The sequence below is a fragment of the Cyclobacterium amurskyense genome (assembly GCF_001050135.1).
Lineage (GTDB): Bacteria > Bacteroidota > Bacteroidia > Cytophagales > Cyclobacteriaceae > Cyclobacterium > Cyclobacterium amurskyense.
Genome location: NZ_CP012040.1, coordinates 5,275,520 through 5,289,610, shown reverse-complemented (window position 1 = coordinate 5,289,610; position 14,091 = coordinate 5,275,520). Strand labels below are relative to the sequence as shown.

The following is a 14,091-nucleotide window of genomic DNA, read 5'->3' as shown; positions in this document are numbered from 1 at the left end:
TTAACTATATATTTTTTGACTTTAGGATGCCGCATTGTCAAAAAAGAGATTGATTTGCTCGACATACCAACCACCGAAACCTTTGGATTCATAGTCCATCTGGAAACCTGTCAGGTGCTCACCTGAAAATTGTACCACTTGACAATTTTGACCAAGTAATTGACAAAGGGATACAGCATCCTGATGTGTAGTTATCGTGTCATTAGAGGCGCTGAAGATCAATAGAGGAATGTCAATGGCTTTTATTGCTTTCTTGTATTTATTAGGCTTTTCAGGCAGAAGCAGAGGCTTATCCAATGCTTGGTAGCGCTCAATAATGGCTGAAGTAGCTGTTACATACCCTTCTCCTATAATAAAATTAATCTTTCCATTTAGGACAGGATAAGCGCGAGAAGCAATTGTTGTACCCATGGACATTCCCCAAATCCCAATTTTTCTACCCTTAAATTTTTCGGAAATGGTAACCACCACCGCTTCCAGGTCCCATGTAAATTCGGTGTAGTAAAGAAAACCTCGTTGAATTTCAAAATCGTCACTTTTACCAAAGCCTCTATAATCAAAAGTTACTACCGTATACCCGGCATTGGCTAAAATAGCGGCATGATAGACAAAATAGGACATATTGCCAGCATCCGGATAGGCCAATATTAAAACGGTGTCCTTATCCCTTTCTTTATTGGCTTCATAAATCCATGTGTTTAACTCTAAATGATCCTTTGTTTTAATGCTCAATTGTTCATAATTCCAAGCAACGGAGTCAGGAGTCCTGATATACTCCCGATCTGGGGTTATTGCAAAACCAGGACCTGCAAATCCTATCAATAGTACCAATACAGAAATATAACAAATAGCTTTCATATAGGGTGAACGATTTACAATAAACGGGATCAAAACGAGTGAAATAATTGAAATCAATATACCATTTATTTAAATAAAATTGAGATGAATTGTTATAGACCTGGGAGAATCCAAAATGGTTTGTTAGCCATGGCATTGGAGAAATAATAAAGGATAAACTGGATAAATAGAGTTTTTTATGTAAGGTTAAGAACTTGCAAATAATCTTGATTGAACACCTGTGGAGCCAATAAACCCCTTTTTTAATTGTAGTCAATCTTTTTGAATAATGGTCAGTAGTAACCAAATACTATTTTAAGACTTATGGTAACGATAACTTTTTGAAGTTGATGGGAAATATTCTAACAATGGGATGAACGGAGCTTTCAATTTATCAGTATTTGATAGTTTTGAAGCTTAATAAGCTAAATAAAAATAGGCTTACCATAGTATTTGTTGGGGAAAACCTTTAAAATGGAAAGTTTTACCTGCTGTATATACCTGCCGGAAAGGCATATTGTTTTGAATCAATTAATAATAAACAAGTAAATAAATGAACTGTAAAAAATTAACCTTAGTGCTGCTGTTACCCGTAATGTTTCTGTGTACCTGCGCTTTGCAAGCCCAAGTGAAAAAAGTAAAACATGTGGTTTTATTGGGTTTGGATGGCTTAGGAGCTTATGCAATTCCTCAGGGTGAAATGCCAAACCTTAAAAGAATTATGGAATCCGGAAGTTACAGTTTAAAAGCCAGAACAGTCTTACCCTCATCCAGTGCAGTAAATTGGGCTTCTATGTTGATGGGCTCAGGTCCTACGGCCCATGGATATACTGAATGGGGAAGCAAAACGCCGGAGATTCCACCTGCAAAAATTGGTAATTATGGGATTTACCCTTCTATCTTTGGCTTGATTAGAGAGCAAATGCCTCAAGCCAAAACCGCAGCAATTTATAGCTGGGGTGGCATTGAATACCTGTTGGAAAAGGATGGCATTGATGTGGTGATGCATGGAGATGATGATGAAATCTGTACCGAAAAAGCTTCTGATTTAATTATTAAAGAGAAACCAAATTTTGTATTTATCCATTTGAGTGAACCAGATGGAGTAGGACATGGGATTGGCCACGATACCCCGGAATACTATGCAGAACTAAAAAATGTAGACCATAGAATTGGTCGAATTTATGATGCCATTGAAGAGGCGGGCATTGCTGATGAAACCATTTTTATGCTGTCTTCAGATCATGGAGGAACAGGAAAAGGCCATGGAGGAAAAAGTTTGGAAGAAATATATATCCCATGGATTATTGAAGGTAGGGGTATAAAAAAGAACCATGAGATTTCAGACCTGATCATGACCTATGATACAGCGGCCACCATTGCCTGGATATTTGGCTTGGATATGCCACAGGTATGGAGAGGAAAACCCGTGTTGGAAAGCATTAAATGACTTTTCTTTTCCTAAATTAGGAATAGTTGCGAAGTTAATAAATCAAAATAACCATGCTAAGGGCCGGATTTTATTTAATCCGGTCTTTTTTATAGAAGTTAATACCTAAAAAGTTTAGGGGGACAGGAATTTTTCATCTAAGGTTTCTGTGAATTATTTGTACCTGCTTTAAGATTAAAATAAACTAAAATTCCCAAATCTTCTCAAATCACCAAATTTTTTGGAAAGCATGGATGAAATAGGCGCAATTTCTGTTTATTTGTATTGTCTGGATTTTAATGATGGTTTTACTATTTACATAAATCCGCAAACCTTGCAGGTTTTATTGATAATCAGCGCGATGTTAAAATTAGCTGAGTGAAACCTGAAAGGTTTTATCTCAACAAGAACCAATTGATTAAAGAAATAGGCTGCGGAAATTAGGTATTTGCTATGATTTCATTTGCCGATACACTTAACTGTAGACAGTAATACAATCACTGTCAAGTCATTAATAAAAATTTAAGCCCATGAGAATTGTCTTTGCTCTCTTTGTCATTAGTAATTTTCTTTTTAGTTGTAATACCTCTCAATCGGAAAAAGCAGCCATAGAAACCCCTCAGTGGGAGGAAGTAGCGCTGATTTTTACCGCAGTCAATACCTATAACAATCCATATACGGATGTAGAAATGTATGCGGAGTTTGTAGGTCCAGATGGACAGCAACTGCGCCGACCTGCCTTCTGGGATGGGGGACAAAACTGGAAAGTCCGCTTTGCTTCTCCTATTGCCAATGGAGAGTGGAAATGGAAGACCATCGCTTCAGACAGCAGTGATAACGGTTTACATGGGCAAGAGGGAAAACTTAAAAGTGTGGCCTATGCTGGTGAAAATCAATTGTTGAGGCATGGTCTATTGCGCATGTCTGAGGGCAAGCGAAATGTAGTCCATGCGGATGGTACGCCTTTTATCGTGGTGGGAGATACCCCTTGGGCGATGCCATGGCGGGCAACCTATGCAGATGTAGCACAGTATGCCCAAGATCGTGGGGAAAAAGGCTTTAATGCTGCTTTACTTATGAGCATTCAACCTGACCAAGGCGCTACCGGACCCAATGCAAGGGATACGGATCAAGGTTTTGCTGTTGCTTTTTCGGACTTACCAGAAGGGCATATCAATCAAATTAATGCGGATTATTTTCAGTACTTGGACAGCCTGATGGGAATACTTGTGGCCCATGAAATTGTCCCGGTCTATCAGCCTGTTTTTCACGGTTTTGGTTGGAAAGGAAAAGAGGTGTTGGGCAAGAATGTTGTTGCTGAGGAATATGCCCGCTATTGCAAATACCTTGTGGCACGCTATGGTGCCCGTCCAGCCATGTGGTTGGTAGGTGCGGATGGCACAGGGACAGAAGTAGGGGTCAAAGAAGGAGGGGAGACCGTTGAAGTCTGGGATGCTTACCAGCAACCTACAGGAATTCATTATAACCCTTCTGATGATTATATTGCTGCATGGGCTGACCAAGATACTTATATTCCGCATTACAATAAATCTTTTCAAGATGCCGATTGGCTGGATTTTCAGTGGGCACAATCCGGGCATCGTGCTGCGCACATTTATAAAAAGGTGGAGCAAATGTATGAAAACAAACCTGTCAAAGCAGTAGCCAATGGAGAACCTACTTATGAAGGAATAAGAGATCCGGAAAATGGGGCTGGCTGGTGGCAGGGAGAAGAAGCTTGGATGCAACTAATGTCTGGAGGTACCATGGGAGTGGTTTACGGAGCAGGAGGCATATGGCAATGGAAAGTGAGCGCAGATGAAGCAGGATGGGCAGAATGGGCAAATTCTGAGTTGTCCTGGCGGGAGGCCTTGAACCTGGAAGGCAGTCGCTATGTGGGATTTATAGCGAAAGCTATGGAGGGAATGCCATTTACAGATATGGAGAAGCGAAAAGACCTGGCAGGAGGGAAGCTTTGTCTGGCCAAGGCAGGAGCGTTCTATGTAAGCTACCTTAACGAAGGTGGAGAAATTACCTTAAATGAATTGACGCCTGAAATGCCTTATCAATGGTTCAACCCCAAGACTGGTGCATTCTTAGAGGAAGGCAAAGTAACGGAAGCCGTTCAGACCTTCACTGCCCCAGACAATGAACCATGGGTGCTACTTGCAGGCAAAAGAAAAACCATTTAAAAAATCACCCCATCACCACATCACCAAATCACTACATCACTATATCACCCCATCACCTATTGTTTTTCCCATTGATCAAACGGCCATATGCAAATTTAATTGAACCGATAATTGAGCAGAAGAAAAAAACGATGCGTCCGTACACCCAAAAAAATGTAGTCAGACATCCCGTTACCTCTCTCATAGCGGAATTCACTAGACAGGCGTCCTTGTATGGCTCCTAAACCTAGTATTAGTCCTTGCTCATAGCGACGTGTTTTATCCAATAACTTGCCTTCCTCAATGGTTTCTGAAGTATGGAATTTATTTGCAGTGGTTTTTTTGTTGGTTTCACTCAAGGCATATCCATTTGATAATCCTCCATTGGCAAAAACTTTAAAACTTCCCAAAGGATACCTAAAGCGCACCATATTATTTACTTTAAGGTAACCATAACCCAACTCGCCTTCTACATTTCTATAGTGATTTTCATTGGTGATGTCTTGAAAGCTTCCACTTACAGTATAATTAGAGTAAAATAACTCATTATAAATAGACCATTTTCGATCATTTCTAGGTAGTATAAAATCAACAAAAACACCTGCGACTACACTGTAATTGCTTGGAAAATTAATCCTTAGAATGTCAAAAATTTGGCTACTACTAAATGAAAGTGATGTTGAAGATACTCCTGTCACAATACCTAACTCGGCAATTACTTTCTCTCTAACTTTTTTAAATGCGGGCAGTCCATCCTTACATTCATAATACTTCATAAAAATGCTTTCCAAACTTTTGCTGTCATAACTGGCACCTTCAAGTGTGGCAGTCATGTACAAACAATCACCCAAATAGGAAGCCAGTTGACGCTTGTAGGTTTCGTTTTCTGCTTTGAGCTCCTTCCCGTTTTGTTCTACAAGGTACCACTTGTATTTCAGAAGGGTATAGCTGTTGCCCTCTTTGATATAATAGTTCTCCTTGCCAGAAGACTTCATTCCTAGCAAGGACTTTTCCCCCAATACCAAAGTCTGTAAGAATATTGTATCCATTCTCACTTGTAAGGCGGAAGATTCACTGTGTACATAGACCGTATTCTTAGTAACTTCCTTCTCCACTGCAGCCCCCACATAGATTTCATCCAATACCCCAAATTCGGCGATGTCCAAGGGCTTGTAAACTTTTATGCTGTCCTGTCCCTTCTGTTTGAAGAATACAGTTTTCGGGTTGTTATCCCAGTTTCTATAGTCTATAAGTCCAGGTATGGTGTCCCCTTCTAAGGTCTTTACATAGCCAGGTAAGTATTTTTCCTGTGATACTGCCTCGTTAAAAATCAATACAAAAAATACAAAAGCAAAAATAAATTTCATCGAATAAAAATTGTTAACGTGTTTTATAAAACCCAAATATAAAGACAAATTTGGTTAATGTCTTTCTAATCCCTTCAAAAATAAAGGGATTTTAGTTTTCGATATCGCCTTTAAAGCATCCCAAACATTTCGTTATTTCTTTAACCCGGATTATGTAATGGGATTTTCCGTGTTTAAGGGAAGTGTTGTAATCGAAAGAAAATCAGGCTGTTTAGAAATTTCAGCATAGCACCGCTATGGTGAAACTGTCTTCCGGCAGGTAGAATTGAAATTAGCAACGATTGGGTATTTTGAATCGATTTCAGCACGTAATAGATTTTCTATTCCCTATTTCGGGTTTAATAGCGACTGTATTTAGACCTATCTTTATATTCAACAAGCCTATTCAAAAGATGCAAAATGAATGTTTTTGGTGAAACAGCTTGAATTAACATAAAAGGTAAAACCCTTTAAGTTGCTATTTTTTAATGAGTTATGTACTGTTTCTTAATCAGTATTTATATTATTCTCTTCTCTGTATAAAAAATAAAGAGATTATGGTTATTATTGATATTCAGTTGAGTGTAGTAGACTCAAAATCCTTTGGATAACAAATGCAGAGGGCTAATGCTTAGCCAAAGGGCTACTATTAAAATTGATTTTTACCTGTTTTGATTTCTTAATTTGTACCAATAAAATTTATTCTAGTGAGACAATCTGTATTTATCGCATTGCTTTTTATTATAGGTTCCTGTGCCAATCAAAAACCCAAAAATGAATTTTGGAACGATGGCAAGGAGGTTTTTGAGTTAAGTGAGATTTTTGCAGGGGATCGATTTCCCAATGTGGTGACCGCTAAGGATGGTTCTATTGTAGCCACCTGGGGAAATAAAAGTTACCAGGTACGTAGGAGTGAGGATGGAGGAAAAAGCTGGGACCCAATAATTACGATAGCCGAGCCCGGTTTTCATGGAGGAGGAGTCATCGTGGATGAGAACAGTGGAGATATTTTGGCATTTGTAGAAGAAGGTCATCCCATTTCCCCTTTTAAAATGTACAGGAGCAAAGACAATGGGAAAACATGGGCAGCTGAAGAAACGAGTATAATAGGAGACAAGAATGGAAATGTTCCTTCCATGCACATGAATGAGCATGGAATTACCTTACAATTTGGTGAAAAGAAAGGCAGATTGATTCGGGCAACCCGCAATTATGATGGCGGAAACAACAAGGAGTTTTGGCCCAACCATTATACCAATGCCATTTATAGTGATGATGCAGGGAAAACCTGGCACACAAGTGCCCCTTTCCCTGCCAATGGAACCGGTGAAGCTACGCTGACAGAACTTTCCGATGGAACGATCTACTACAATTCCCGCAGGCACTTGTCCACCGATGGCTTAAACCCAAGAATGAGACATATTGCGCACAGTACAGATGGTGGAGAGACCTGGGAAGGCCTTTACGTCAGTGAAGAATTACCTGATGGAGACCAAAGCGGGGATTATGGATTGATGGCAGGTTTGATTAGACTGCCAATCGAAGGGCATGATGTCTTGCTCTATAGTAATATAGTATCCAATGAAGGCAGAAACCACGGAACCGTCTGGGCCAGCTTCGATGGTGGCAAAACCTGGCCTGTAAGCAAACTGGTGGAAGAAGGCAAGTTCGCCTATTCCTCCATGACAGCCGGAAGAGCCGGTACCCCAAGCGAAGGATTGATTTACCTATTCTTTGAAGGAGAAGGCCAAGATGCTAAAGGTTACTCAGGTAAAATGGCCATTTTCAACCTTGCCTGGCTTACGGATGGTAAGGATTGGGAGGAGTTTTTGAATAATTATTAATGGTTAATTATATAATTGTTAATTGATAATGATTAGGTTAAATCCGGAAACCTTCCAGGTTTTATTGATCAGCAGCGGGAATTAAAATTAGGTGTATGAAACCTGGAAGGTTTAATCCCTATTGGAACCAATTGATTAAAGAAGTTCGCTACGGAATTTAGGTGTTAGTTTTTAGATTACATAACACCCCTGTATTGTTGAGGTTTTTATGGTTGGGGGCGAGCTATTGGTTTGGTAATTGAGTGTTTAATGATTTTGTCCGGATTTTTGTTTTTTTCTACGTAACGATGGGCACAAAATCACTTATTGACGGTTTTATCCGTGTTTTTTTATTGAGAGGAAGTTTTTAGAGGTTTTTTGTCAAATACTTTCGATTTTAGTTTGAATACCACCTATGGCATGTGATGGTACATTCTAAGCAGGTCGATATCGCATTGATAGTGGATACTGTCTTGTATAACATAGAAAAAAACAATGCTTCCCTAAAAAGTGCTTTGCCCGACCAATAGGTGAGGGATGAGGTATACAAAGAGATCTTTGAACAGGCAGAGATTTTAAAAAAGTACCAGAGGTGAGAGTAGCTTGGGTATTAAGAAGTGTAGACCGGTTTATGGAGTTTATTTTAACAAATATCTTCCATTGCTTTAGTAGTAAAAACAATCTCAAATATCATAGGCCAAGAAATTCCTTAAATTGATCATCTGTTAACTTAGTAGTTTTTCCCTCATTGTAGGATTGAATACTTTTTGCCAAACGTTCTTGAATAACTGGATCGTCAAAAAACCTATCATTTTTTATGTTGTTGGAGATTTCATACACTTTGTTTTTTCCTCTCTGTATGATAACTCGCTCATTTTTGTCTATTAAATCCAGGTATTTTTTTAGGTTTTGACGAAATTCTCTAGTGCTTACTACAACCATGTAATTAGAAATTTTGTAAACGTGGTAGTTATTATGGCAAGAAATCTATTTAACATTTCTGGTTTTTTGAAGACTAAGGAAATTTTTGTTTACCAATGATCCTAACTATCCTGACCTGATCCTCTACTGTGAAGAATATTGTATGTGAGCTATGAACGCAATATCTGTAACCTTTATGAATAGATGTTGCTAAAGGATACATCTCAGGATTTTCAGCAATCCTATTAAACGTATTCTCTAGCGATCCATGGTATTTTTCAGCTTGGGTTGGACCAAAAACTGCTTGATCCTAAAGATAAATTTGAATAAGGTCTTCTTCTGCTTGGCGGGTAAGAATATAATTCATTGGCCATTTTTTACTCTTTGTTTAGCCTCTGCAAGAATTTCAGCCATAGATTTATTGGATATGCCACTATTTTCACCCTTTATAAGCTCATTCCTTAACCATAATCGCTCTTCTTCTTGTTCTCTTTGTCTACGAATCAGGTCATTGATCAATTCACTTTTACTGGAGAATTCATTCTCTTCAATTTTTTGTTTCATCCAACGGTCATTCGGTTCATTAACAGAGATAGTTTGTCTAGCCATTTTTTTGTGTGTTTATGGTGTAAAAATACACCATATTTAACGAGTATACAATGCATCTTGTTTATTTTGTACCCTATTATTGAAATGGCATATTATATAATTTCCTCACTCAACGAAACCCGATAGCGGTAAAAGACATTATAATCCAGGTCGGTTGCTAATGTCTCTTCTCAAAAATTCTAAGCTTTTTCAAATCTTTTCAATTTTGGATTATTGCGCTCGAATTCTTTGATGGCTAGCGCCATGTCATATTTGTGCTGCATTTTAGTCCACATTTCGGCGCTTCCACCAAAAACGGTCTGAATTCGGAGTGCGATATTGGGTGAGATGCCGCTTTTTTCATTAACAATTTTTGATACTGTTAGCCTCGAAACCTGCAAGAGTTCTGCGACTTCTCCAATTTTAAGGTGATTTGGTTTAATTACCTCTTCGAAAAAAATTTTTCCTGGGTGAATGTATGTTGTAATATCTCTTTCCATTTCATTTATATTTTAGTGATAATCTTCTAAGTCCAAATCGTATGCTGCCCCAGTTTGATTGTTGTAGTTGAATGTAATACGCCAATTACCTGAAATCTCAAGGGACCAATCTCCTTTTCTATTACCTTTTAGTGGGTGAGGTTTTAATTCAGGGAATGGGTATAGGTCATCAGGTACCTTTTCGATACTATCGATAATCTCCATTACCATCTCAATTTTCCGGATCATGGTTGACGGAAGTTTACTTCTATCACCCTTGACCCAATAGTTTTTTAGGGCTTTATTCTTGATACTTTTTATCATTAGAATATGTATAGTGTAAATATACAGTATACGTTTGTGAGAATCAACCTACATTTTAAAAATCAATTTATTTTGGTTTAAGGCTCCACTTTTAATTGTTCTAGCATCCCGAACAGTTAAACCTGTCTTACTGCCATTAAAATTGGGTTGATTTGGTCAAGCAAAACCTTCCTAGAAATAGATATTGAAAAAGTAAATCAGGTAAATCCGCCTTTTAAAAGGAAATGTGGATATTTCTGTAAACGTTCCAAAAATCAATTTCGTAGCTGTTTTGTTATACCGTTATAATCCCTCCCGACTTTGGTAGGGACAGGCTCTGCCCTTTTAATTTAAGGGAAGTGGCTGAAAATGAGATTTGGGTGGATTATAAGATGCTTTGGTTTATCAGGCAATTACCCATTTGCTAAGGAAGGCATAACTACCAACCACGCTTACTTTCTAAAATAAAACTCAGATTCCCAAAGAAGATTTTGACCTGCGACCTAGGCCAAATTATTTTTTGAAACCTGAAATTTCTTTTTCCAAAAGTCCTTTTGTTAAAAGAAACCAGAAAGATTTTGTTTTTAGAAATCTATGCCTAAGTTTGTGCCACAATCATGTCAAAGGCATATAAGAAGTAATATATGCCTTGATTTATAAAGAAGTAGCGAGAGACTGGCTCTATGACCTACTGGCAACCTTCATCAAATGAAAAGGTGCCAATTCCAGACTCTTAAATAAGAGGACTATAAAAAAGACAACATGAAGACAAATCACAACCCCGTTATTTACACCTTTTCAAAGGAACTTTTTCGCCACAAGACGATTCATTTGTGTTGCTGATTGCTGCACAATAGGGATAAGTCTATGTCTGGCCGCATGTAAAATTCATTTCTAATTTCCGATACTAAGACGATTCAGTCTATGGAGTGATTGCTTCAGCTTCACCCCTATAAAATCCTATTTATTATTTATTAACTTTTAAATTAAATAACCATGTCAGAATTAGTACAGCGAACATTCCAAGGAATTATTGAAGCTACCAAAAAAGATGTAAGCCTAACAAAAGGAGTATTTAGAGTTACTTCCGAAATGGATGAGCATGTCCGCGTGAAAAATACGGCGAGAGATTTCGAGTTTATCGCAGATGAACCAGAAGCTTTGGCGGGAACAAACTTAGGCCCCAATCCTGTAGAGTATTTATTGGCTTCTCTAGGCTCATGCCAGGTGATTACCTATCAAGTTGTCGCTTCTTTAAAAGGAATTCAATTAAACAATGTCAAGGTAGAAACCAAAGGGAATATAGACTGGAGGGGATTTCTGGGAATAGACGAAAATGTACGTCCCGGATACCATAAAATAGAAGTGGAAACGTTTATTGATTCTGATGAAAGTCCCGAAAGGATACAAGAACTTATTAAAGAGGTAGAGGCCCGTTGCCCTGTATTGGACAATCTGGTAAATACTGTAAAAGTAGAAAGCAAGATCTCTATTGTCAATGAGAAAAATCCTGTTGTCTAAATTCAGCAATCATTAACCAAGCAATTGTATCCGGCGAAGGGAGGAAAACAGCGAGGTTTTTTAATTCATTTTGAAAAGCGCTGCAGCCCTGGCCCGGATATAATTTCCTATTATAGGATTTAGGAGAGAGTAAGAAGTTGAGTAGGTTGATGCATTTTTCTACAACAATGTTGAAAAGGTCCTTAAATGCTTTTTCAATCGAGTGGTGGTTCTTTTCTGACTATATAGGTCTAAAATTTAAAGTCAATCACCGCAAAACCCAATTCATCTTCGACATTGACATAGGACCAGAGCTTGCCATCTTTCCAAAAGTAGCTTCCCGGAGCTTGTTTTAAGCCTTCAATTTTGGTCTCGCCCAAAACATTGAAGTCTTGGTCATAAGCGAAAAGAAAAACCTCATAAGTAGATGGATCTTCTCGTCTTTCACCCAAAAATGTCTTTTTACCCAGTCGTAAAAACATTTCTCTGCTCTCATCCCAGCGCGGCTCCAAGTAATTCAAATGCTCGAAAACCTTTTTTCGATCTTCATTAAATTCTGCTTGTTCTACAGGAGAATTATTTACAGAGAATGTCATACGGTTAGGAAAGTTTTTGTGCTGAATATCAATAAATTCGAAGCTGTTTTTCACCAGGTCTAACCGATAAACCGCACTCATAGCACCCACGGTAAGCAAAAGTTGTTGATTTTCGATATACATTTGGTTGTCGACCCAAAAAAAGTCTATCATCCCATCTACGACCAAAGTCCCCGTAAATTCCATTACAGCTTTCATTTCAGGTATTGGCTCAATTTGATATTCCTTGGTTATCGGATCGATAATAAATAAAAGGTGCTTCCTATTTTCCTGACTTGGTGGTTGGGAATAGATTCGATTGTTCTCAAAATCATAAATAGCCTTATCATACAGCTGTTGCACATTATTGGCTAGATCAGGCTCAATTCCTTCCGGCACCACATTTAGACTTTTGAGCAGTTCGCCACTGCCATTAAATATTCCCTGTGTAGTATAGCCATTGATAAATAAATCCCCATTTGGTCCCGACTGAAACCTCACATAATTTGAACCTACTCCATTAGGCCCCTCCTCTTGAAATGGTGTTTTACTAACTAACTTGAGCTTATTCAAATCCACTTCCACTAAATTCAGTGGGCTATTTTCAAAAAACAGCAATTTGCTTTTGTCTTGATTAAGGGCTTTAGTTCCTAGTCCTGAGCTTAAGATGAAAATATCCTCTCCCGAATCTACCAGTATTGTATCCACCGTATAAGTCAGGTTTTCTAGAGTATTTCTTGATTGGGCTTTTTCAGAAGATTCCTTACCGCAGGAATAGAGAAGGGGAATCAAAAGGAGGTAGAATACGTTTTTCATTGTTCTAAAATTTAAATTCCATCACTACAAAGCACTGTTCAAACTCGGACTTCTCAGATGCGGTTGCATTTTGGTAAATCGATAATTCGAGATATAATTGACGATTCGTTTTCTAATAGGTAAATAGACCCAAAACAAATATATAATAAAAGATTAGTTTAAAAACTTATTTACTAAAAATTTAAAATTTAACCTTGTTACTAGGTAGCTTCTAAATAGCCTTCTTGCTATATTAAAAAATGCTTTGTGGTTTGGGAAAGAGGTTGAAATAACTTCTTAACACAACTTTGGCTTTGGCTGTGTGAAATATTAAACCAACTTTAGATAGAATAGGTCTTTCTTAAGCATCCAATCCTACTGGCAATTGAACTGAAAAAAATGAATAAAAATAAAAATAATATAAATATATTTACCTGATATATAGATAACTGAATGCGGTCGTTTAAAGTTGTTTAGAACTTGATTCAAGCTTAATTTCTGATAAAGTAAGTGTTAACTATTTGATATTCAATACTTAACTAATCGTAAGGTTGTACATAGGTTGTACAAATCAAAAGGAAATATCTATTGGGTCTAAAATTTAGACTGAAATTCAGTTAGTTTTGCTTACAATTCCATGTTTATCAAACATTGTGGATTTACAGGCTCTTTCACAATACTGGCTTCCACAAAGTCAGCCTCAATGACCTTATTGACACATTCTTTGTTATTATACACTTTTCCAGGAATATGATTGCATTCGGTAAATTTGGAATTACAAATAGAGCATTGAGTTATCTTTGCTATACCAGTGATGCTAAATCCTTTAAGCCTGCCTTGACTGATGCGACGTTTTACCTTTTTATTTGTAACTATTCCTTCTGTTCCAAGTCCTTTTTCATCTTCGTATATGAGACACCATCCCACAATTTTTGGCTTATGGTTTAAAAAAATAGGGATGGGGTATTTCTGGAAAGGAGAAATGACTTTGAAGCATTTCTCATATTTCTTTTTGAGTTGTAATCGTTCTTCAAGTAATTTATTTTCAGTGTTTTTAAGTACTTTTTCTCCATAATAATTGAAATTATTAGTTGATCTGTCAATGTTAATAATGATATTTTCTTTTTTAACATTTTTACCACTTTCAAGCAACTTATCAATCTGACTTGAAACTACATTTACTGCAACGTCGGCCGCCTTACCAAATAAATACAGAATTAGAACATCCGAAAAAAAATTCAGAAATGCCCTTTTTATACAAGATTTCTAAAGGCTGATCATCATCTGGAAGTATTCTTACCTTGTGACCCGCAGCACGAAGATT

Annotated in this window: 12 protein-coding genes, 1 pseudogene and 1 riboswitch; of the genes and pseudogenes, 4 read left to right on the top strand and 9 right to left on the bottom strand. The window is 37.6% G+C overall.

All coding sequences use genetic code 11. The features are described from left to right. Positions 1-21: 21 nt before the first annotated feature. The gene (locus tag CA2015_RS21135; protein ID WP_048643700.1) at positions 22-858 is read right to left on the bottom strand and encodes an alpha/beta hydrolase; all 837 of its coding nucleotides are present in this window, start codon (positions 856-858) and stop codon (positions 22-24) included. A gap of 532 nt (positions 859-1,390) precedes the next feature. Here CA2015_RS21135 and CA2015_RS21130 point away from each other — a divergent pair. Next, positions 1,391-2,287, top strand: a complete 897-nt coding sequence (locus CA2015_RS21130) for an alkaline phosphatase (protein ID WP_048643699.1) — start codon at positions 1,391-1,393, stop codon at positions 2,285-2,287. Positions 2,288-2,796: 509 nt separating this feature from the next. Further along, the gene (locus CA2015_RS21125; RefSeq protein WP_053086726.1) at positions 2,797-4,458 is read left to right on the top strand and encodes an apiosidase-like domain-containing protein; all 1,662 of its coding nucleotides are present in this window, start codon (positions 2,797-2,799) and stop codon (positions 4,456-4,458) included. A gap of 95 nt (positions 4,459-4,553) precedes the next feature. On the opposite strand, the gene CA2015_RS21120 is transcribed toward CA2015_RS21125, so the two are convergent. After that, on the bottom strand, positions 4,554-5,804 hold the full coding sequence (locus CA2015_RS21120; protein WP_048643698.1) for a porin family protein: 1,251 nt from the start codon (positions 5,802-5,804) through the stop codon (positions 4,554-4,556). A 686-nt stretch (positions 5,805-6,490) separates the two neighbouring features. On the opposite strand from CA2015_RS21120, the gene CA2015_RS21115 reads away from it, so the two are divergent. Further along, entirely contained in the window at positions 6,491-7,627 is a 1,137-nt protein-coding gene (locus tag CA2015_RS21115; RefSeq protein ID WP_048643697.1) for a sialidase family protein, read from the top strand. A gap of 669 nt (positions 7,628-8,296) precedes the next feature. Here CA2015_RS21115 and CA2015_RS21110 read toward each other — a convergent pair. The 5 genes and pseudogenes from CA2015_RS21110 to CA2015_RS21095 all read right to left on the bottom strand — a co-directional run bounded on the left by CA2015_RS21110 (position 8,297) and on the right by CA2015_RS21095 (position 9,918). Next, positions 8,297-8,548: a type II toxin-antitoxin system Phd/YefM family antitoxin gene (locus CA2015_RS21110; protein ID WP_048643696.1), complete on the bottom strand. Its 252-nt coding sequence runs from the start codon at positions 8,546-8,548 to the stop codon at positions 8,297-8,299. Between the two features lie 73 nt (positions 8,549-8,621). After that, positions 8,622-8,813 (bottom strand): annotated as a pseudogene (locus CA2015_RS25475) (type II toxin-antitoxin system RelE/ParE family toxin); the annotation flags it as partial. A gap of 77 nt (positions 8,814-8,890) precedes the next feature. Next, positions 8,891-9,136 (bottom strand): ribbon-helix-helix domain-containing protein, encoded by a 246-nt coding sequence (locus CA2015_RS21105; RefSeq protein ID WP_048643695.1) that lies wholly within the window; start codon positions 9,134-9,136, stop codon positions 8,891-8,893. A gap of 179 nt (positions 9,137-9,315) precedes the next feature. Next, a complete protein-coding gene (locus tag CA2015_RS21100) occupies positions 9,316-9,615 on the bottom strand; it encodes a HigA family addiction module antitoxin (RefSeq protein ID WP_014022311.1) in 300 nt (99 codons plus the stop codon). Between the two features lie 12 nt (positions 9,616-9,627). Further along, on the bottom strand, positions 9,628-9,918 hold the full coding sequence (locus CA2015_RS21095; RefSeq protein ID WP_048643694.1) for a type II toxin-antitoxin system RelE/ParE family toxin: 291 nt from the start codon (positions 9,916-9,918) through the stop codon (positions 9,628-9,630). A 630-nt stretch (positions 9,919-10,548) separates the two neighbouring features. After that, a riboswitch (SAM riboswitch) is annotated at positions 10,549-10,652 on the top strand. A 241-nt stretch (positions 10,653-10,893) separates the two neighbouring features. Here CA2015_RS21095 and CA2015_RS21090 point away from each other — a divergent pair. Next, positions 10,894-11,418, top strand: coding sequence for an OsmC family protein (locus tag CA2015_RS21090; protein WP_048643693.1), 525 nt, complete (start codon positions 10,894-10,896; stop codon positions 11,416-11,418). 230 nt (positions 11,419-11,648) lie between these two features. Here CA2015_RS21090 and CA2015_RS21085 read toward each other — a convergent pair whose 3' ends face one another. Both CA2015_RS21085 and CA2015_RS21080 read right to left on the bottom strand, forming a co-directional pair. After that, entirely contained in the window at positions 11,649-12,788 is a 1,140-nt protein-coding gene (locus CA2015_RS21085) for a DUF4221 family protein (RefSeq protein ID WP_048643692.1), read from the bottom strand. Between the two features lie 606 nt (positions 12,789-13,394). Continuing rightward, positions 13,395-13,919, bottom strand: a complete 525-nt coding sequence (locus CA2015_RS21080; protein WP_048643691.1) for a hypothetical protein — start codon at positions 13,917-13,919, stop codon at positions 13,395-13,397. Positions 13,920-14,091: the final 172 nt, after the last annotated feature.